Source organism: Alsobacter metallidurans, from assembly GCF_014636935.1.
GTDB lineage: Bacteria > Pseudomonadota > Alphaproteobacteria > Rhizobiales > Beijerinckiaceae > Alsobacter > Alsobacter metallidurans.
This window is the reverse complement of the sequence record NZ_BMES01000002.1, coordinates 2,073,267-2,093,550: the sequence shown is the minus strand read 5'-3', so window position 1 is coordinate 2,093,550 and position 20,284 is coordinate 2,073,267. Positions and strand designations below refer to the sequence as shown.

The following is a 20,284-nucleotide window of genomic DNA, read 5'->3' as shown; positions in this document are numbered from 1 at the left end:
GTTTGAAGCGAGACTGGACCGATGAAGATCCGCAACTCTCTCAAGTCGCTGCGCGAGCGTCACCGCGACAACCAAATCGTGCGCCGCAAGGGCCGCGTCTACATCATCAACAAGACCCAGAAGCGCTACAAGGCGCGCCAGGGCTGAGCCCTGGCGGCTGGCCTCCGGGCCGGCTTTCATTGTGATCCGTCGAACAGGGCGCAGCCTCTGCGCCCTGTTTTCGTTCGTTTGCGGCCGGCTGCGACAGCGGGGCCTTTGACAGGCCGGGTCCGAGCCTTATGTTGACCGGATGCGCGCGATCCGGATCTTCCTGCTCTCCGGCCTGAGCCTCGCCATCCTGGGCGACGCCGCCCTTGCGGCCCCGCCGCAGCCGGCGCCCAAAAAGGCCGAGGCGCCGCCGCCTCCCCGGGCCGCCAGCCTTGGCGATCTTTATGAGCGGCTCGCCCGCACGACGGACGAGAGCGAGGCCAAAGGCATCGTGGCCAGCATCCAGCGGCGCTGGATGCGCTCCGGCAGCGACACGGCCGACCTCCTGCTCAGCCGGGCCATGGAGGCCGCGCAGGACGACCAGCCGCTCGCGATCGAGCTCCTCGACCGAGCGATCGCGCTGCAGCCCAATTGGGCGGAGGCCTGGAACAAGCGCGCGACGGTGTTCTTCATGATGGGCGACATGACGCGTTCCATGGCGGACCTGCGCGAGACGCTGTCACGCGAGCCCCGCCACTTCGGCGCGCTTTCGGGCTTGGGGATCATCCTGCAATCCAACGGCGACAGGAAGCAGGCCTATGAGGTGTTCCGCAAGGCGCTGGCCGTGAACCCGTTTCTGGCCGACGTGAAGAAAGCTGTTCAGAGCCTTGAGCCGGACGTGGGCGAAACCAGCCTCTGACATTCGGGACGGCGGTGCGGCATTTGGCGCGTCTGCGGCCTGAACCTTTTCCGGGGTCTCGCGCGTAAGCGTCGGAACCGGGAGTTCTTCGCCTCATGAACTTTTTCGCCAAGACGCTTGCCCTCACGGCCGGCGTAGCCTTGACCTCAGCCGCCGCCTCGGCGGTGCTGGCCGGCTATATCGATCGCCGATACCCGCCGCGCGGCAAGCTCGTACGCGTCCCCGGCGCGACCGTCCATCTCGTCGACCGTGGCCCTCACGACGGAGCCGGCACGGTGCTGCTGTTGCATGGCGCCTCGGCCAACTCGGGCGACATGATGATGGCGCTGGGCGACCGGTTATCCGAACGCTATCGGGTCATCGCGGTGGATCGGCCGGGGCATGGCTGGACGACCCGCCCGGGAGGGCGCGCCGAGGCCTCTCCGGCCCGGCAGGCTGACGTGATCCGCGCGGCGTTGCGCAATATCGGGGTGGACCGGGCCGTGGTGGTCGGCCATTCCTGGTCGGGAGCGCTCGCGACCGCCTTCGCGCTGGACCACAAGGACCTGGTGAGCGGCCTCGTGCTCGTGGCGGGCGTCACCCATCCCTGGATGGGAGGCGTGGCATGGTACAATTCGGCCGCGGCGGGCGGGCGGTTCGCGCCGGCCTTCAACTACTCCATCGCGACCCCGGTAACCGCGCTGGCGCTGGACGCCGGGATCAAGGGCGTGTTCTCGCCCAACACGCCGCCGCCCGAATACGCGGAGCGCACCGCGGTGCGGCTGTTGCTGCGGCCGGCTGAGTTCCAGGCCAACGCAGAGGATCTCCTGGATCTCCATGCGCATGTGGAGGCGCAAGCTCCGCGCTATGGCGAGATCACGGTTCCGACCAGCGTCCTGCATGGCGAGGCCGACAAGATCGTGTCGCCCGTGATCCATGCGGTGGCGATCAGCCGCCAGATCGCCGGCTCGAAGCTGTTCCTGCTGCCGGGCGTCGGCCACATGCCGCACCACGTCGAGACCGAGCGGGTGCTGGGCGAGATCGACCGGGTGGCAGATGAGGCGCGCCGGGCGCTCCAGGCCGCCGAGTAGCGGCGTCAGGGGCCCTTCGGCGGGGTCGCGGGCGCGGCTCGACTGGGGTCGGTGAGCTGCACGGTCCAGCTCTTCTGCTCGCCCGTGTCGATCTCGAAGAAGCCCACCCGATCGAAGCCGCGCGCCAGGCAATCCTCGATGCCGCGGACCGTGAATTCCTTGTCGCGCGTGCACATGAACGTCTTGCCGCCCCACTCGCCGCCGCGGTCATAATCCTGGGCGTAAATGTAGTAGAAGCGCGCCGCCAGCCCGCCCTTCAGCATGGTCTCGCACTCGTTCGGCTTCAGGTTCCACCAGCCTTCCGAGAGCCAGCCCTGGCCGTCCCGATAGCCGAGCGCGACGCCGATGCGGCTCTGGGTGAGGTTGCACAGTCGCAGGTCCGCACGCGCCGGCGCGGCGAACGCCACGGTTGAGACGAGCGCGGCGGCGAGCAGCGCGGAAAGTCGTATCGACATGGGCGAGAGCGTATCCGTAGTGAACCCGGAAGGGCGCGATTCGGCTGCGATTTGGCGAGGCTGGCCGGGCGCTGTCAACCGATCAGCACGACGCGCAGGTCATTGACGTTGGTGCGGGTCGGCCCGGGCTGCAGCAGGTCGCCAATCGTCTCGAAGAAGCCGGTGGAATCGTTGTTGGCCAGGCAGGCCTGAGCGTCCAGGCCGGCGTCCCGCGCGCGCCGCAGCGTTGTGGCGTCCACGACCGCGCCCGCAGGGTCATCCGCCTTGCCGGCGCCGCCGTCGGTGCCGTCCGTGTCGCCCGCCAGCGCGGCGATCCCGCTCTCCCCGTCCAGCGCGAGGGCGAGCGCCAGCGCGTATTCCTGGTTGGGGCCGCCGCGGCCTTCGCCCTTGATGGTGACGGTGAGCTCGCCCCCCGAGATGAGAGCCGCTTTCTGGCCGGCGGCTTTGAGGCGCAGCGCCTCCTTGGCGTGCGCGCGGGCGACGTCGCGCGCCTCGCCCTCCAGGTCCGCGCCCAGCAGCAGCGGCTCGTAGCCGGCCGCCTTGGCGGCTTCGGCGGCCGCCGCGAGCGACTGCGCGGGCGTCGCCACGATGGCGAATTCGGCGCGCGCGAAGGCGGGATCGCCGGGCTTCGGCGTCTCGTTGGCGTCGTCCGCCAGCAGCGCTTTTGCGGCTGGGGGCAGGTCGAGCCTGTATTTCGCCGCCACGGCGCGCGCGTCCGCCATGGTGGTGTGGTCTGGGACGGTGGGGCCGGACGCGATGGTGGAGGGGTCGTCGCCCGGCACGTCCGAGATCGCCAGCGTGACGATGCGGGCCGGAGCCGCGATGCGGGCTAGGCGGCCGCCCTTGATCAGCGACAGGCGCTTGCGCAACGTGTTGATCTCGCCGATGGAAGCGCCCGAGCGCAGCAACGCGCGGGTGAGGCCCTGCTTTTCGGCCAGCGTGAGCCCGCCCGCCGGGGCGATCCAGTTGGCGGAGCCGCCGCCCGAGATCAGCGCCAGCACGAGATCGTCCTCGCCGGCAGCCTGGGCCAGCGCCAGCGTGCTGCGCGCCGCAGCCAGCCCGGCTTCGTCCGGAACCGGATGGCCGGCCTCCACCACGCCGACGACCCGGGTGGGCTCGCCGTAGCCGATGCGCGTCACCGCGAGGCCGGCCAGCCTGGCCGGCGCGACGCCGCGCTCGTCGAGATAGAACCGTTCGGCCGCCACCGTCATGCTGGCCGCGGCCTTGCCGGCCGCGAGCACGATGATCTGCCCCTTGGCGGGAGGCTCTGGGAGAAACGCCGGAAGGCAATCGCTGGGGTGAGCCGCACGGACCGCCGCGTCGAAGATGGCTCGCAGGGTCGCTCTGGTTTCGGCGGCGTCACGCATCGGGATCTCCCTGTTATTCGCCCTCTTGCGTTCGGGCTTCTTACGTTCGGGCTTCTTGCGTTCGGGCTTCTTGGGTCCGGGCTTTTTCGGCTCTTGGCCGGGCCACCCAGATGCCGATCAGGATCAGGGCGCCGCCCAGAGACTGCACCAGCGTGAGCGCTTCGCCCAGCGCGATCCACGCCACGATGGCGGCAGCGATCGCCTCCAGGAAGATCACCAGAGAGGAGAACACCGCCGGCAGACGGCCGAGCGCCACGGACAGCAGCCCCTGGCCGCCCGCGTGGCTCAGCCACGACATCGCGAACAACGCCGCGAGGCCGCCCATGGTGGCGGGCCAGAGCGCATCGCCGGCCAGCAGCGCGGCGGCGAGCAGGATGACGCTGGTGACGCAGGACAGCGCGAAGGTGACCCGCGCCGCGCCCGCATGTTTGCGCGCCGCCTGGACGGCGATGAAATACAGCCCGAAGAACACCGCGGTCGCGAGGCCCATGAGGTCGCCGCGCAGCTTGGCGGGATCGACCTGCAGCGAGTTGCCGATCAGCGCGACGCCGCCCAGCGTGCAGATCGCGATGCCGACCACGATCTCGCGCCGGATCTTCTGCTTCAGCGCCAACCACGAGAACAGCACCACCCAGATCGGCGCCGTGGTGGCGAAGAACGTCGCGTTCGCGATGGTGGTCTTCAGGATGGCGAGGTGCCAGAACAGGAGGTCGCCGGCGAACAGCAGCCCCGAGACGACGGCGGCCTTGGTGAAGGTCGGCCGCGCGCCCAGGCCGGCGGAGCGTTCTTCCAGCAGGGCCCAGCCGTAGAGCACTGGAAGCGCGAGCGCGACGCGCCAGAACGCGGACGCGAAGGGGCCGACGCCCGCGTCGCTCGCCAGCCTGACGAACAGGGGGGAAACGCCCATCGCGAGCGCGCCGCCGATCAGCGCCGCGAGAGCGCCGGCGCGGCCGCTCGCCAAGCTGCGCGCCGACGGGGAGGGCCCGGACCGGGCGGCTTCAGGGGCGCTCATGGGAAATCGCTTCACGGTGGGAAAGCCCACTGTCCTATGGCAGTTCGCCGGGCCCGTCACTATGGTTGCGGGTCACTGGGATCCTTGCATGCCTGCCCCGCGCGACGCCGCCCCGATTGAACATCCCGTCATCATCCCGGGCGACCCCGCCAGCGGCGTGGTGCTGCTTTGCGACCATGCGTCGAACAGCATTCCGGCGGATTACGCCAGCCTCGGCATGCCGGCCTCCGAGCTGGAGCGTCACATCGCGTATGACATCGGCATCGCGGGCGTCACGCTGCGGATGGCGGAGCGGCTGGGTTGCCCGGCCGTGCTCAGCACGTTTTCGCGGCTGTTGATCGACCCCAACCGTGGCGAGGACGATCCCACGCTGGTGATGCGCCTATCCGACGGGGCCGTGGTGCCGGGCAACGCCCGGGCCGACAGAGCTGAGGTTGAGAGGCGCCTGGCGCGGTTCTACCGGCCCTACGATCGGGCGGTGGGAGCAGCGGTCGATGAGGCCCTGGCGTCGGGCGTCCCGCCCGCCATCGTGTCGATGCACTCGTTCACGCCCGCCTGGAAAGGCGTTCCGCGGCCTTGGCACGTCACCGTCCTGTGGGACGCGGATCCCCGCCTGCCGTTGCCGCTGATCGCCGCGCTCGCGGCAGACCGGGCGCTGGTGGTCGGCGACAACGAGCCCTATGACGGCGCGCTGGCGGGCGACACCATAAATCGCCACGCCACAGTTCGCGGCCTCTCGAACGTCCTGGTGGAAATTCGGCAGGATCTCATCGCGACGGCGACCGAACAGGCGGAGTGGGGCGACCGCATGGCCGCCGCGCTGAAATCGATCCTCGCCGATCCGGCGCAGCACCGGGTGGAACGGCATCCAACACGCACGGCGAGCCGCCACAGGGCGGCGTTTAGCCCCGATCCGGGCCCGAGCATCTGACTGCTAGCCAGCGCGCCTGTCCCCGCGTTCCACAGGGCCGCGAAGCAGGCCTTGACCGCAGCCGCCCCATGGCCGAAACCCCCAGCCTCCAAACGACGACGATTCTCGCGGGGCAGACTCCATGGACACTTCGATCGCGGCCGACCAGCTGAAGGCCATCATCGAGCGCATCGAGCGCCTCGAGGAAGAGAAGAAGGCACTCAGCGAAGACATCAAGGATGTGTATGGCGAGGCCAAGGGCAACGGCTTCGACACCAAGATCATCCGTAAGATCGTGGCGATCAGGAAGCAGGATCACGCCGAGCGCAAGGAGCAGGAGGCCATCATGGAGCTCTATCTCGAAGCGCTCGGGATGGGCTGACCGGCTCGCGACAGTTCTGTCGGCAGCAAGCGCGTCGCCTTTGGCGGCGCGCTTTTCTGTTGGGCGTCGATCAGCGCGCGGGGCTGAAGGACGCGGTGGGCAGCGCCTTCACGGCCGGGCCGCTGAAACGATCCGTCCTCAATTCGGCCGGAGCCTGCTCGAACCGCATCGCGACCGTCGACGCCGGCTTTGAGCCGCCGCCCGGAACGTCCCTGGCGGAGGGCTTGGCCTTGGCGGTGTTCACCACGGCGGTGCGCAGTTGCACCTGGCCGGCCAGGCTGGCGCCCGCAAAGAGGCTTTGAAGCCCATCCCGGTCCAGCGACGCGGTGGCGTCGGGATCATGAGCCGGTTCAGGCTGCCTGCTCGCAACCGTGGTGGTCGCGGCCGCATGCGGCGCCTCGGTGGGGCGCAGGCTCGGCATGCCGGCCGGCAGCGCGCCGGACACGGGCGCGATCGGCATCGAGGCCGGGACCATCGGGAACAGCGAGGCCACGGTGACGGGTCGCGAGGGCGGCAGCGGCACGTTCGCGTAGACGGGAGCGGCCGGCGCGCCGGCGCCCAGGTCGGCCGGGCGCGCCATCGGCAGCGGAACGTTGACGACGCGCGCCTCGACGGCGCTCGGCGCGCCTGCGGGGCCGGCCTGCCATACGAGCTGAGGCTGGGTCGACTGGGGCTCGGCGGCTTGCGGCGCAGCTGCCGGCGGAACGATGCTGGCCGGCCGCGCGGTCGGCAGCGGGACGTCGACGCGCCTCGGCAGCACAGGCGCGGGAGCGGGCTCAGGCGGCGGAGACGGCTCCATGACGGCCATGCCGGCAGGCCCGAGCGAGGCGACCTGAACGGGCGCCTGGACCGGGGCGGGCGCGGGCTCAGGGGCGGGCTGACGGCGCGCGAAGGGCTGGCTGCGGACCGGAGCAGGGTCTGACGACCCGAACAGAGAACGCGACGCGTTCACGGCGACGTAGCGGTCGTCCTCGCCCGGCGTGGGCGCATAGGCGGCGACCTGAGCGGGCGGCCGCGCCTGGCCGCGTCCGCGACCGCGCGCCGGCTGCGCGAATTCCTCGTCCTCGTCCTCGCCGCCAAGGCCGAACAGCGCTGCGAAGAAGCTCTTGCCCTTGCGGCTCGCGACCACGCGGGTGCCGCCTTCCTCACCCTCGCCGCCGCCGCCGAACACGGTGCCGCCATTGGCGATGACTTCGGCGGCCGCCTCCTCGTAACGGGCCATCGGCTTGTTATCGAGCGGGAGATGGACGGTCTTGCCGTCCGGGAACAGCCGCGTGAGCTGGTCGCGGCTGAGGCGCGGCCAATGCCGCACGCTGCCGGCGTCGAGATGTACGAAGGGGTTGTAGGCTGTCGGATAGTAGCCGACGCCGCCGCGCTGCAGGCGCAGGCCGATTTCGCGCACCTTCGCCATGGAGGCGTCCGGCAGGTAGAAGTCCATCGCCTTGCCGAGCATGTGCTGCGAGTGCTTGGCGACCGCGCGCGAGCGGCGGCGCAACATCGCGTTGGTTTCTGGCGCGCGATAGGCCGACACGACGTTGATGGGCTCCTCGGAGCCGACCTCGCGGTAAACTTCCCACACGATGTCGAACAGGCGCGGGTCCATGCTGGTGGGCTCGTCGCGACGCCAGTCGCGGAGCATCCAGTTCAGCTTTTCGAGCCCGTCGCGGTCGAACACCCCGTTCCGCTTGAACGTAATGGTCGCGCTTTCCTTGGAATGCGTGTGGTAGATGCTCAGCGAGCGGGTGCCGCCATCCGCGACCGCGTTCCCGACGTCGCCGGTCGCGCCCAGGATCATCGTGATCGCCGCAAGCGCGGGCGTCGCCGAACGAAGGCAACGCGACGCCAGAGCCGCGGGTCGAGACGCACGCCTTGAACGCAAGATTCAACTCATCGGTTGGTCGGAAAAGGACGCAAACACGCCCAAAACCGTTGGAATGATGAATTGAACCTTGCCCAAAAGGATTAATGGCACGTTAGCGCCCCCCTGCGGGCCGCCTCGGCCCAGAGGGTCCGGCGGTCCATTTGCGTCGTTCCACCGCCAACTCGTGAGAGCCAGCGTCAGCCTGGGTCCGATCGGGGCGAATATGACCACGGCTCAAGGGTCAGGTCAAAGCCCCGGCGAGGCTCGCCTGTTGATGGCGCTTTTCCATCTAAACGCGGCTCAGGGCTGCCGGGCTTGGGGCAGGGATGTCGCGTGCGCGAAGCGCCGGCCGTCCGGCCCGACCCCGAGCGCCGTTTTTACCCGGCCGTCATAGCCGTAAAGATCCTCACGGCGCACAAGGCGGCCCGCATCGTCCACCCCGACGGTGAAATAGGTGAGGTGGATCGGCAGCGCCTGCTTGAAGCGGATGGTGCGCTCGCCCTTGCCGATCATGGCCCTCAGACGCTTCTCGTCGAAGCCCTGGTCGCCGAGCACGAAGTCGGCCAACCGGAACGGGTTCTCGACACGGACGCAGCCATGGCTGAAGGCGCGCTTTTCATTGCCGAACAGCGCGCGCGACGGCGTGTCATGCAGGTAGACGGCATGCTGGTTGGGGAACATGAACTTGATGAAGCCGAGCGCATTGCGTTCACCCGGCGGCTGGCGCACCGAAATGCGGTCCCCGCGCCGGATGACCTCGTAGCCCAGCCGCTGCGCATAGAGCGGGTCGGCCGCCATCTTGGGCAGGAACTCGTTCTTCAGGATGGACGGCGGCAGGTACCATGACGGGTTCACGATTACGTGGTCCATCATGTGCGAGAAGATCGGCGTCGGCGAGGTCGTCTTGCCGACCACGACGCGTGTGCGGTGGACGACCTTGCCGTCCTCGTAGAGGCGCAGCGTGTATTCGGGCAGGTTCACCTCGATGTGGCGCGCGCCGAGATCCTGCGGCAGCCAACGCCAGCGCTCCATGTTGGCGATGATGTCGCCGAGCCCGATAGCGCCGGGGTTGGAGCGAATGCGGCCGCTGAGCAAGTCGGCGGTGCGCTGGTCGAAGATGCCGGTGGCCCGCACCCGCCGCTCGCGCTGGAAGCTTTTCACGGCCGCGATGAGGTCGTCGTCATAGGCGGTGTCTGATTTCGACGCGAGCGAGAGGCGCGCGCGGATCAGGGGCACGCGCTCGTCGAATGAGCCGAACCGGAGCGGCGGGCCCTCGAATTCGTCGCGCTCCTGCCGCACCGCGCCGGTGGATTCCCGCAACTCGTGCAACTTCGCCTTGAGGGCGAGATAGCCGGGGTGCGGCGGCTGGAATGCGGCGAGCGCCTGCCCGGCGTCTTCGGCGCCTGCGACGGAGGCCAGGATTTCGGCCGGAGCCGGAAGGTCGATATCGGGGGTTATCAGGTTGGACAGCCGGCTCGGCTCGATCCGCGCGCCGCGGGCGTCGCGCGCATACGCGACCGCCGCGACCGAGAGGGCGATCTCGGCGCTGGCGGCGTCCTCTCCCGCGACGGCGTCGAGGCGCGGCGTCGGGTAGGCGGCGAGGTCGAGTCCATCGTCCTCGGCCGTGGCGATCTGGGCCTGAAGCCGCTTTGCGGCGGGCCCGGGGGGGCCGGCAAGGATCCAGAGGGGTTCGTCGTTTCGCGCAGCGTAGAACGCCGCGATCTGCTCGCGCTCTTTCTTGCCGAGCCTGGCGACCGGGGTGGACGGCTTGCCGCCTCCGTCCACATAGGCTTTCAGCGCGTCCCGCAGGATGGCTGGCTCGAGCGCAGCCACGGTGGCGCTTGGCGGGTCGATCACGACCGTGACGGCCGGAAGATCGGGAGGCGGGATGTCGATGGAGGGGCTGCTTGGCGCAGCCGCAACGGCTGCGGGCGCGTGCGGGGCCGCGTGCTCGACGATGAGCTGCGTCGGCTCCTCCGGCAGAGGCACTTCGACGATGGCGGCGCGCTTCTCGGCCGCCGCGTCGGCGTCGACGGCGAGAACGGACGGCTCATCCGGCAGCGGGACCGACACGCCGTGATCGGCGACCGCCGGGGTTGCGGCGTCGTTCTGCGCCGAAGCCGGCCATGCCAGCGCAAGCCCCATCGCGAGCGCTGAAACACCTACCCAAGACGCACCTCGGCTGCGCGCGCGCATCCCAAACTCCAGTCGATTCGCCATCGGCGACCTAGCCTCGGGTTTTAGCGCCCAAACCTACGAACGGCACAATGCAAACGCTTGCGAAAAGGCCTGTGCGCCGCCACACGCGCCCGCTTTGGCGATGCTGTGTGGCCGGCGAACATCGCTTCTCAGGCTGCTGCGTTCTCGGCTTGCTCGTCGGAATCGTCGAGCCCGAGTTCCTTCAACTTCCGGTAAAGGGTCGAGCGGCCGATCCCGAGCTTCCGGGCCATTTCAGTCATGTGCGACCGGTAGTGGCCCAGAGCAAACCGGATCGCTTCCTCTTCGAGCGCCGCCAGGGTGCGGACGTCGCCGTTCTCGTCCAGCAGGGCGATTCGGCTCGGGTCCCGCAACTCGATCGGAGGCTGCGGCGCAGCCGCAAAGGCCGCCCCATGAGCCGCATAGTCGTCGACGAGACGGGGCGGCTGCGGCTGGGTCGGCGGCATGCTGTAGACGGACGCCGGCACGATAGGCGGCGGCGCGGGCGGCATCCGGACTTCGAACCCGTCGACCTGGGCGGCGATCTGCGGGAACTCGTCCAGCGTCAACTCGTCGCCGTCGCACAGCACGACGGCCCGGAATACCGTGTTCTCGAGCTGGCGGACGTTGCCGGGCCAGGGATAGCTGGCCAGAAGCGCGGCGGCCTCGGCCGAAAGGCCGCGCAGGCGCTTGCCCTCTTCGGCGGCGAAACGCGCCATGAACCGGCGGGCGAGATCGACGACATCCTCGCGGCGCGCGCGCAGCGGCGGGATCGTGATCGGGAAAACGTTGAGGCGATAGAACAGATCCTCGCGGAAACGGCCCTGCTTCACGGCCTCGATCAGGTTGGCGTTGGTGGCCGAGATCAGCCGCACGTCGACCTTCACGGTCTTGCGACCGCCTACAGGATCAACTTCGCCTTCCTGAATGGCGCGCAGCAGCTTCACCTGCGCGTCGAGGGGCAGGTCGCCGACCTCGTCCAGGAACAGCGTGCCGCCATTCGCCTCCACGAACTTGCCGACGTGCCGCTCGGTAGCGCCCGTGAAGGCGCCTTTCTCGTGCCCGAACAGGATGGATTCCACCAGATTGTCCGGGATTGCGCCGCAGTTGACGGTGACGAAGGGTCGCCCACGACGCTCCGACGAGCCCTGGATGGCGCGGGCCAGCAACTCCTTGCCGACGCCTGATTCGCCTTCCAGCAGCACCGGAATGTTGGACTTGGCGGCGCGCTCGCCGAGCCGGATCACACGCGCCATCTCGGGGCTGCGGGTGACCAGGTCCTTGAAGGTGAGTGTGCCCTGGACGTGGCGGTTGATGCGCCGAATTTCGTCTTCCAGCGCCTCGGTCCGCAACGCGTTCTTGATCGAGACCGCGAGCCGCTCGGCGCCGACCGGCTTCACGACGAAGTCCGCCGCGCCGGCCCGCATGGCGTTGATGACGGTTTCGATGGAGCCGTGGGCGGTCTGGACGATCACCGGAACGGCCTTGCCTGCCTGACGCAGGCGGCTGAGCACGCCCATGCCGTCGAGATTCGGCATCACGAGGTCGAGGATCACGAGGTCGATGGTGTCGGCTTCGGGCCCGGTCAGAAGCGCGAGCGCCTGTTCGCCGCCCTCGCACACGCGCGTTCCATAGCCGAGGCGCGACATCATGCTGTCGAGAAGGCGGCGCTGAATGGGATCGTCGTCGACGATCAGGATCGTGCTGCTCATCTGCCGCCTTGAGTTGTGTGTCCCGTTTCGGCGCGATCGTGACTGCGCCGGGTAAACGCCTCTTTAACGGGCGACGGAATGGCAGCCCTGCATGGCCGGTTGTTGGCGCCGCCATCGAGGCCATATGTGCTATCCAGATTCCTGTTCTTTTTTGAAATGGTGAGACATGCCGCTGCTCAGGTCCGTTCTTCACGCCTCCGCAACCGCCTCCGTCGCCGGCGCGACGCTCGGCGATCTGCCGGAATGGGATCTGACCGACCTCTATCCGGCGATGGATTCGCCTGAGTTCGCGAAGGAACTCGTCCACGCCGAGGCCGAGTGCAAAGCGTTTGCGGACGCCTATCGGGGCAAGCTGGAGAGTCTGGTCTCGGCGGCTGACGGCGCCGAGACGCTCTTCACGGCCGTGCGTCGCTACGAGGAGTTGGAGGATCGGCTCGGCCGCGTGATTTCCTACGCGGGCCTGGTCTATGCGGGCGATACGACCGACCCCAAGCGAGCCAAATTCTATGGCGACGCCCAGGAGCGGCTGACGGCGGCGTCCTCGGACCTGCTGTTTTTTCAACTCGAACTGAATCGCGTCGATGATTCCAAGCTCGACGCCCTCGCGGCCCATGCGCCTTTGAGCCATTACCGGCCCTGGCTGGAGGACATCCGCAAGGAGAAGCCCTACCAGCTGGACGACAAGCTGGAGCAGCTCTTCCACGAAAAATCCGTCACGGGCCGGGCCGCCTGGAACAGGCTGTTCGACGAGACGATCTCGTCCCTCAAGTTCCAGATCGGTGGCGAGGAGCTGACGCTCGAACCCACGCTGAACAAGCTGCAGGACGCGGACGGCGAAGTTCGGCGCACCGCCGCGGAGGCGATCGCCAAGACGCTGGGCGCCAATCTTCGCACGTTCACGCTGATCACCAATACGCTGGCGAAAGACCGCGAGATCGCGGATCGCTGGCGTGGCTTCGAGGACGTGGCGGACAGCCGCCATCTGTCGAACCGCGTCGAGCGCGAGGTGGTGGACGCGCTGGTGTCGGCCGTGCGCGCCGCCTATCCGCGCCTGTCGCACCGCTATTACGCGCTCAAGTCGAAATGGTTCGGGGTTGACGCCCTGAACTTCTGGGACCGCAACGCGCCGCTCCCCAAGGTGGAGCAGCGCACCATCGGTTGGCCGGAGGCGCGCGACACCGTGCTGGACGCCTACAAGGGCTTCTCGCCGCAGATGTCCGAAATCGCGCGCCGCTTCTTCGACGGTCGCTGGATCGACGCTCCGGTGCGGCCTGGCAAGGCTCCGGGCGCTTTCGCCCACCCGACCGTGCCATCCGCGCACCCCTATGTGCTGCTGAACTACCAGGGCCGGCCGCGCGACGTGATGACATTGGCGCATGAGCTGGGCCACGGCGTGCACCAGGTGCTGGCCGCGCCGAACGGCGCCCTGATGGCGCCGACGCCGCTGACGCTGGCCGAAACCGCATCGGTCTTCGGCGAGATGCTGACCTTCCGGGCGCTGCTGGCCAAGACTACCGATCGGGCCGCCCGCAAGGCGATGCTGGCCGCGAAGGTGGAGGACATGATCAACACGGTGGTGCGGCAGATTGCGTTCTACAGCTTTGAACGCGAGGTCCACACCACCAGGGCGGCCGGCGAACTGACCTCAGAGCAACTGGGCGAGATGTGGATGAAGGTCCAGGCCGAGAGCCTCGGGCCGTCGATCCGCCTCGGTCCCGGCTATGAGACGTTCTGGACCTACATTCCGCACTTCATTCACTCGCCGTTCTACGTGTACGCCTACGCGTTCGGAGACTGTCTGGTGAACTCCCTCTACGGCGTCTACGAGAAGGCCCAGGACGGCTTCGCTGACCGCTATCTCGCCATGCTGGCGGCCGGCGGCACCAAGCACCACACCGAGCTGCTGGCGCCGTTCGGGCTGGACGCCCGTGATCCGGCCTTCTGGAGCATCGGGCTCAACCTGATCGAGGGCATGATCATCGAGCTGGAAGGGATGGAGTAGGCGCCATCCTCGATTGGATGGCGGATCCAACTCGCAAACGTCTCCTCGCTCGGTTCGCTTGCCGCAACAACGACCCTAGCGAGGAGGCCGCCTCCATCGCCGGCCGCCTCCGTCCCGCGTTCCGCGACAAACTGCCTGTCAGCTGAGCCTGATCTGTGCATTCGCGCCCATCGACAGGCCCTTGGCTGAGCCCCATATCCTCCCCATGGCTGATCAAGACGACGAACGGAACCGCTTCTCCGCCCGAGCGGCGCGCTATGCGCGAGTTGGGGCGAATGTGGGCGGCGCGGCGGCGCGCATCGCGGGAGCGCGACTCTTCGGGCGTGATGGCGAGCGCTCGGGCGCTCAGGCGCTGACGCAAGCGCTTGGGGGGCTCAAGGGCCCACTCATGAAAGTCGCCCAGCTCATGGCGACGATACCGGACGTCCTGCCGCCCGAATACGCCGAGGAACTCTCCAAGTTGCAGAGCGACGCGCCGCCGATGGGGCCTGCTTTCGTGAAGCGGCGCATGATGGCGGAGCTCGGCGCGGACTGGCAGTCGAGGTTCGGCTCGTTCGAGCTGCGGTCTTCCGCGGCCGCATCGCTCGGGCAGGTCCACAAGGCGACCGCCAAGGACGGTTCGCTGCTGGCGTGCAAGCTGCAATATCCCGACATGCAGTCGGCCGTGGAAGCGGACCTGCAGCAGCTCGAGCTGTTGTTTTCGCTGCACCGGCGCATGGACCCCGCCATCGACACGCGCGAGATCTCCAAGGAGATCGGCGCGCGGGTGCGCGAGGAGCTCGACTATCGCCGCGAGGCGAAACACGCCGCGCTCTATGCCGCCATGCTGGAGGACGAGCCGCAGGTGCGCGTTCCGGGCGTTTGGCCGGAGCTGTCGACAGGACGCCTCCTGACCCTCGACTGGCTCGAGGGAGAGAAGATGCTGAGCTTCAAGAAGCACTCGCTGGCGGAGCGCAACCGCATCGCCACTGCGATGTTCAAGGCGTGGTGGACGCCGTTCAGCCGGTTCGGCGTGATCCACGGCGACCCGCATCTCGGCAACTACACGGTGTTCTCGGAAGGCGGCGAGCCGCAGGGCATCAACCTGCTCGATTATGGCTGCATCCGCATCTTCCCGCCGAGCTTCGTGGGCGGCGTCGTAGACCTGTATCGCGGGCTCCTGGAGAACGACCCGGACCGGGTGGTGCACGCCTATGAGGTTTGGGGCTTTAAAGGGCTCACCAAGGAGCTGATCGAGATCCTGAACATTTGGGCGCGGTTCATCTACGGGCCGTTGCTGGACGACCGGGTGCGCACCATCGCGGACAAGGTCAGCCCGGCCGAATACGGCCGGCGCGAGGCCTTCACGGTGCACAAGGCGCTCAAGGAGAAGGGCCCCGTGCGCGTGCCGCAGGAATTCGTGTTCATGGACCGCGCCGCCATCGGTCTGGGCGGCGTGTTCCTGCACCTGTCGGCCGAGCTGAACTTCCACCGTCTCTTCGAGGACGCCATGGAAGACTTCGCCCTGCCGGCCGTCGAGGCGCGGCAGGCGCAGGCGCTCGCCGCGGTCGGCCTCAAGCGGCCGGCCTGACGCTCAGGCTCTCACCAGATCGGCGAGCAGGCTCGCCGCCACGGTGAGCTTGGAGAGGGTCAGGCCCGAGCCGGTCATGCTCTCCACCGCGCTGGCGATCCGCTCCACTGACGGGCCGCGCTTTTGCGCCCAGGCGTCGATGGCGGTTTCGCCGTTCGGGAGGCCGAGCAGCGCGACCTCGCTGGTGAGCGCCCGGTGGGCGCTTTCGATGCCCGCCAGGGCGCGGTCGAGCGCGAGCCGGTCGTAGTACTCGGTCGCCGGCACCTCCTGGGCGGCGTTGAACAGCGCGCCGAGCCGGAAGCGATTGGCTACGGCGAAGTGGATGGCGGCGATCTCGGCCACTGGCCGTCCCACCTTCTCGGCGACTAGCACGATGTCGGGAGCGGCGCCGATCGCCGGCAGCGTGGCGAGACGCTGGGCCAGTTCCTCGGGCACGCCGTCCCGCACGAGCGCCCCGGCCCGCCGGGCGACCGCCTCGCGCGCGTCCGGGCTGAGCGCCGCATCGCGGGCGCTCTCCACGGCGGCGACGCCGGAGCGGAAGCGGCCCACGACATCGTCCAGCGAATGCTGCGACCAGTCCACGTGGCGAATGAACCACACCATGCGCGACAGCAGCAGGTCCTGCACGCCGCGATACAAGCGCAACTGAAGGTCGCCTGAAATGCGGGCGTCGAGCCCGTCGATCGCGGTGTTCAGCGCGAGGAGGTCGAAGCTGTCGCGCGTCGCCGCATAAGCGGCCGCAATGGTGGGCGCGTCCGCGCCGGTCTGGTCGACAAGACGCGTCACCACGGTCGAGCCGCCGCGGTTGATGATCGCGTTGGCGAGTTGCGTTGCGATGATCTCGCGCCGCAGTCGGTGCGTCTCCACCGCATCGGGGAAGCGTTCAACCAGGATCTTTGGGAAGTAGCGCACCAGTTCGCGAGACAGGTACGGATCGTCCGGCACGCGGCTGTCCAAGAGCGCGTCATGTAAAGCGAGCTTGGAGTAAGCCAGCAGCACGGCCAGCTCCGGCCTGGTCAACGTTTCGCCCTTGCGGTCCCGATCGAGGAGGGTGGCCTCGTCGGGAAGGTACTCGACCGTGCGGTCGAGCCGCCCGGCCGCCTCCAGCGTCTGCATCAACCGGCGAGCAAAGCCGAAATCCTCGTGGCCCCGCGCCTGGGACAGGGAGAGCGCCAGGGTCTGAAGGTAGTTGTTGCGCAAAACCAGCAGGCCGACCTCGTCGGTCATTTCGGCAAGCAGGGTCTTTCGGGCAGCGTCGTCGAGGCGTCCGTCCCGGACCGGCGGCGCAAGCGCGATCTTGATGTTCACCTCCACGTCGGAGGTGTTCACGCCGGCTGAGTTGTCGATCGCGTCCGTGTTCAGGCGAACGCCCTTCTGGGCGGCCTCAATCCGGCCAAGCTGCGTCGCGCCCAGATTGGCGCCTTCGCCGATCACCTTGGCGGCGACCTGCGCGCCGGTGATGCGCACGGCGTCGTTGGCGCGGTCGCCGGCCTGGTCGTCGGTTTCGCTGGAGGCGCGGATGTAGGTGCCGATGCCCCCGAACCACAGCAAGTCGACGGGCGCCTTCAGGATGGCGCGCATGACCTCGGCGGGGGTCGCCTCGGCCTTGTCGAAGCCCAGCACGGCCCGGATCTCGGCCGAGAGCGGGATGGACTTCAAAGAACGCGGGAACACGCCGCCGCCCTTTGAGATCAGCGCCTTGTCGTAGTCCTGCCAGGACGACCGCGGCAGCGCGAAGAGCCGCTGGCGCTCCGCGAAGGCGCGCGTCAGGTCGGGGGCGGGGTCGAGGAAGATGTCCCGGTGGTCGAAAGCCGCGACCAGTCGGATCTGCTCCGACAGCAACATGCCGTTGCCGAAGACGTCGCCCGACATGTCGCCCACGCCCGCCACCGTGAAGGGCGTCGTCTGGATGTCGACGTCGATCTCGCGGAAATGGCGTTTCACCGCTTCCCAGGCGCCGCGCGCCGTAATGCCCATGCCCTTGTGGTCGTAGCCGACCGAACCGCCAGACGCGAAAGCGTCGCCCAACCAGTGGTGGTGTTCGATCGAGAGGCCGTTGGCAATGTCCGAGAACGTCGCGGTGCCCTTGTCGGCCGCCACCACCAGATAGGGATCGTCGCCATCGTGCCGCACCGTGTCGGCGGGCGGGACGATATGGTCGCCGTCGATGTTATCGGTGAGATCAAGCAGCGTGCCGACGAATTCCTTGTAGGCGGCGACGCCCTCGGCCATCCAGGCTTGCCGGTCGGAAGCCGGCGGCAGGTGCTTGGGCACGAAGCCGCCCTTGGCGCCGACCGGGACGATCACCGCGTTCTTGACCTGCTGCGCCTTGACGAGGCCCAGCACCTCGGTGCGGAAATCCTGCCGGCGGTCGGACCAGCGCAGACCGCCACGCGCTACCTTGCCGAAGCGCAGGTGGACGCCCTCGACGCGGGGCGAGTGCACGCAAATCTCATAAAGAGGCCGGGGCAGCGGCAGGCCGTCGATCCGGTGGCTGTCGAACTTGAACGCGATCGGGATGCGAGCTTTGCCATCGGGCCCGAGCTGGAAAAAAGAGGTGCGCAGCGACGCCTCGATCAGGTTCACGAAGCTGCGCAGGATCCGGTCCTCGTCGAGACTGTCGATAGCCTCCAGACCCGCCTCGATCCGGCCGCGGATCTCTGTCTGCCGGTCGTCGCGCCCCGTCGCCGCCTCGGGCCGCGGGTCAAAACGCGCATAGATGAGCTCGACCAGCAGCGCCGCGAGGCCCGCGTGCTTGGCCAGCGTCGTCCACATGTAGTCCTGGCTGAACGGCGCACGGGCCTGCTGCAGGAAGCGCGACAGGGTTCGCAGCGCCGCCACGTCGCGCCAGCCGAGGCCCGCTTCGAGAACCAGCGCGTTGTAGCCGTCCGACTCCGCCAAGCCGCGGAACAGCGCCATCAGGGCGGCTTCGAGCTTCGGCTTCAGGGAAGCGACGTCGATAGCGCCTCCCTGGAAGCGCTCCAGCGCCATGTCGTGCATCCAGACCCGCCCGGCCTCGGACGCGCCTTCGGGCTCGACCCGGTAGGTGCGCTCGTTCAGCACCCGGAAGCCCAGGTTCTCCAGCAGCGGCACCCGCTCGGAGAGGGGCAGCGGCTTGCCGAAGGCGAAGACCTTCAGGTTGACGCGGGTCTCGTCGTCGTTGTCGCGGCGCTCCACTCGAACGGCGCGCGGATTGGCGTCGTCGAGGCGCTCCAGAACCTGGATGTCCGCAATGGCTTGCGCGGGCCCGAACGCCTCGCGATAGGCGGCCGAGAACGCGCCGGCGAAGCGGGAGGCGACGCCGCGGGCGCGCGAGCCTTCCATGGCGTCCCCGAGAGCGTCCGCGAGCTGGTCGCTCCAGGTGCGCACCACCGCGTTCACGGCGTCCTCGAGCGCGCCGCGTTCGATGGCCGGCGTCTTACCCTCGTCGCGCCCGATGATGTAGTGCGTGCGCGCCAGCGGCCCTTCCGGATAGGCCGGATAGGCGGCCGAGAGCCGGCCCTTGAACATCTGCGCGAGCAGCTGGCCGACCCGGTTGCGCACCTGCGTGTCGTAGCGGTCCTTGGGGATGTAGACGAGCACCGAAACGAAGCGGTCGAAGCGGTCCGGCCGGGCCAGCACACGGACGCGCGGGCGCTCATAGAGGGTCAGGATGTCGGTGGCGAAGCGCAGGAGCTGGTCGACGCCGACCTGGAACAGCTCGTCGCGCGGGTAGCTTTCCAGCACGTTCAGGAGCGCGCGGCCGGAATAGCTGGCTGGATCAAAGCCGGCGCGGCGGATCACCTGCGCGACCTTGTGGCGGACGTACGGGATCGCCCCGGTGGTTTCCGTGTAGGCCGACGACGTGAACAGCCCCACGACGCGCAGTTCGCCCGACAGCAGCCCGTCCGGGGTGAACAGCTTGACGCCCACATAGTCGAGATGGACGCGGCGGTGGACGCGCGACTTCACGCTCGCCTTGGTGACGATGAGCGGCGCGGGCTCCTTCAGAAAGGCCCGGATCTCGGGCGTCATGGTGACGAGCTCGCGGCCGCGACGCAGCACCTTCACGTTCGGGTCGGCCAGAATGCCGAGGCCGCTGCCTTCCACCGGATCGGCGGCGGAATCGCCCTCCGGCATGCGGTACTCGCGCACGCCCAGCAGCGTGAAGTTGTCGGCCGCGAGCCAGTCCAGAAACGCGATCGCCTCCGCGATCTCGTCGCCGGGCAACGGCGGGGGATTGCTGCGATAGGAGTGGATCGCCTCCGCTACGCGCCCGCGCATGGCGGCCCAATCCTGCACGGCGACGCGAACGTCGCCGTAGACCAGCCCCAAGGCCTCAGCCAGGCGCTGGCGCGCCTCCTCGCCGTCGAGGCGGTCGACATGCACCTGGATCAGGCTCTCGCGCCGTGCGCCGGGCTGGCCACCCGCCATCGCCTCGCCGGCGAAGCGCACCAGCCGGCCTTCGGCGTCGCGCTCGACGGCCACGATCGGATGCGTGACGAAGCGGATCGTGATGCCGCGCTCGGTCAACTCCGCCAGTGTGGAGTCGAGCAGAAACGGCATGTTGTCGTTGAGCGCTTCCAGAACGGTGATGTCCCGCTCGTGGCCGCCGATCTGGACGCGGCGGTCGGTGAATCGAATGTCCTCCCGGCCCTGCCGGCGTGGGGCGGAGAGGTGCTCGAAGGCGCTAGCGGCGAAGCTTGCCAGATCGGCGGGTGAATACAGCGACAGGTCTTCGGGCGACACGCGCGCGAACAGGGCCTCGACGAAGCCATCCGGAACGGACGCTCCTGCTGCGGGGAGGGCCTCGACCACAGCGGACACGAGCCCCTGGCGCCCATCCCGGTCGCGCTTCAGCATGTCGATCTCCCCTCGCGGC

14 protein-coding genes are annotated in these 20,284 nt (G+C 68.7%); 7 read left to right on the top strand and 7 right to left on the bottom strand.

Features of this window, described 5'->3' with window-relative positions; genetic code table 11:
- Positions 1-21 precede the first annotated feature (21 nt).
- The 3 genes from ykgO to IEV99_RS20125 all read left to right on the top strand — a co-directional run bounded on the left by ykgO (position 22) and on the right by IEV99_RS20125 (position 1,956).
- Positions 22-147, top strand: coding sequence for a type B 50S ribosomal protein L36 (gene ykgO, locus IEV99_RS20135; RefSeq protein WP_106334813.1), 126 nt, complete (start codon positions 22-24; stop codon positions 145-147).
- A gap of 142 nt (positions 148-289) precedes the next feature.
- The gene (locus tag IEV99_RS20130; RefSeq protein WP_188519488.1) at positions 290-886 is read left to right on the top strand and encodes a hypothetical protein; all 597 of its coding nucleotides are present in this window, start codon (positions 290-292) and stop codon (positions 884-886) included.
- A 95-nt stretch (positions 887-981) separates the two neighbouring features.
- Positions 982-1,956 carry an alpha/beta fold hydrolase gene (locus IEV99_RS20125; RefSeq protein WP_188519487.1) on the top strand — a complete coding sequence of 325 codons (975 nt, stop codon included), beginning with the start codon at positions 982-984 and terminating at the stop codon, positions 1,954-1,956.
- Positions 1,957-1,961: 5 nt separating this feature from the next.
- Here the strand turns inward: IEV99_RS20125 and IEV99_RS20120 are convergent, their stop codons facing one another.
- The 3 genes from IEV99_RS20120 to IEV99_RS20110 form a co-directional block, all read right to left on the bottom strand.
- Positions 1,962-2,411, bottom strand: coding sequence for a DUF1036 domain-containing protein (locus tag IEV99_RS20120; protein WP_188519486.1), 450 nt, complete (start codon positions 2,409-2,411; stop codon positions 1,962-1,964).
- 74 nt (positions 2,412-2,485) lie between these two features.
- On the bottom strand, positions 2,486-3,778 hold the full coding sequence (locus IEV99_RS20115; RefSeq protein ID WP_188519485.1) for a glycerate kinase type-2 family protein: 1,293 nt from the start codon (positions 3,776-3,778) through the stop codon (positions 2,486-2,488).
- A 40-nt stretch (positions 3,779-3,818) separates the two neighbouring features.
- On the bottom strand, positions 3,819-4,790 hold the full coding sequence (locus IEV99_RS20110) for a DMT family transporter (RefSeq protein ID WP_188519484.1): 972 nt from the start codon (positions 4,788-4,790) through the stop codon (positions 3,819-3,821).
- Positions 4,791-4,878: 88 nt separating this feature from the next.
- On the opposite strand from IEV99_RS20110, the gene IEV99_RS20105 reads away from it, so the two are divergent.
- On the top strand, positions 4,879-5,721 hold the full coding sequence (locus tag IEV99_RS20105; RefSeq protein ID WP_188519483.1) for an N-formylglutamate amidohydrolase: 843 nt from the start codon (positions 4,879-4,881) through the stop codon (positions 5,719-5,721).
- A 121-nt stretch (positions 5,722-5,842) separates the two neighbouring features.
- A complete protein-coding gene (locus IEV99_RS20100; protein WP_188519482.1) occupies positions 5,843-6,082 on the top strand; it encodes a DUF2312 domain-containing protein in 240 nt (79 codons plus the stop codon).
- Between the two features lie 70 nt (positions 6,083-6,152).
- On the opposite strand, the gene IEV99_RS23680 is transcribed toward IEV99_RS20100, so the two are convergent.
- The 3 genes from IEV99_RS23680 to IEV99_RS20085 all read right to left on the bottom strand — a co-directional run bounded on the left by IEV99_RS23680 (position 6,153) and on the right by IEV99_RS20085 (position 11,851).
- Positions 6,153-7,877 carry a peptidoglycan L,D-endopeptidase MepK gene (locus IEV99_RS23680; protein WP_210318680.1) on the bottom strand — a complete coding sequence of 575 codons (1,725 nt, stop codon included), beginning with the start codon at positions 7,875-7,877 and terminating at the stop codon, positions 6,153-6,155.
- 366 nt (positions 7,878-8,243) lie between these two features.
- The gene (locus tag IEV99_RS20090; protein WP_244643945.1) at positions 8,244-10,088 is read right to left on the bottom strand and encodes a L,D-transpeptidase family protein; all 1,845 of its coding nucleotides are present in this window, start codon (positions 10,086-10,088) and stop codon (positions 8,244-8,246) included.
- A 203-nt stretch (positions 10,089-10,291) separates the two neighbouring features.
- Positions 10,292-11,851, bottom strand: a complete 1,560-nt coding sequence (locus tag IEV99_RS20085) for a sigma-54-dependent transcriptional regulator (RefSeq protein WP_188519480.1) — start codon at positions 11,849-11,851, stop codon at positions 10,292-10,294.
- Positions 11,852-12,017: 166 nt separating this feature from the next.
- On the opposite strand from IEV99_RS20085, the gene IEV99_RS20080 reads away from it, so the two are divergent.
- Positions 12,018-13,853 carry a M3 family oligoendopeptidase gene (locus tag IEV99_RS20080; protein ID WP_188519479.1) on the top strand — a complete coding sequence of 612 codons (1,836 nt, stop codon included), beginning with the start codon at positions 12,018-12,020 and terminating at the stop codon, positions 13,851-13,853.
- Positions 13,854-14,058: 205 nt separating this feature from the next.
- A complete protein-coding gene (locus tag IEV99_RS20075) occupies positions 14,059-15,423 on the top strand; it encodes an ABC1 kinase family protein (RefSeq protein ID WP_188519478.1) in 1,365 nt (454 codons plus the stop codon).
- Positions 15,424-15,426: 3 nt separating this feature from the next.
- Here the strand turns inward: IEV99_RS20075 and IEV99_RS20070 are convergent, their stop codons facing one another.
- Positions 15,427-20,265: an NAD-glutamate dehydrogenase gene (locus IEV99_RS20070; protein WP_188519477.1), complete on the bottom strand. Its 4,839-nt coding sequence runs from the start codon at positions 20,263-20,265 to the stop codon at positions 15,427-15,429.
- Positions 20,266-20,284 lie beyond the last annotated feature (19 nt).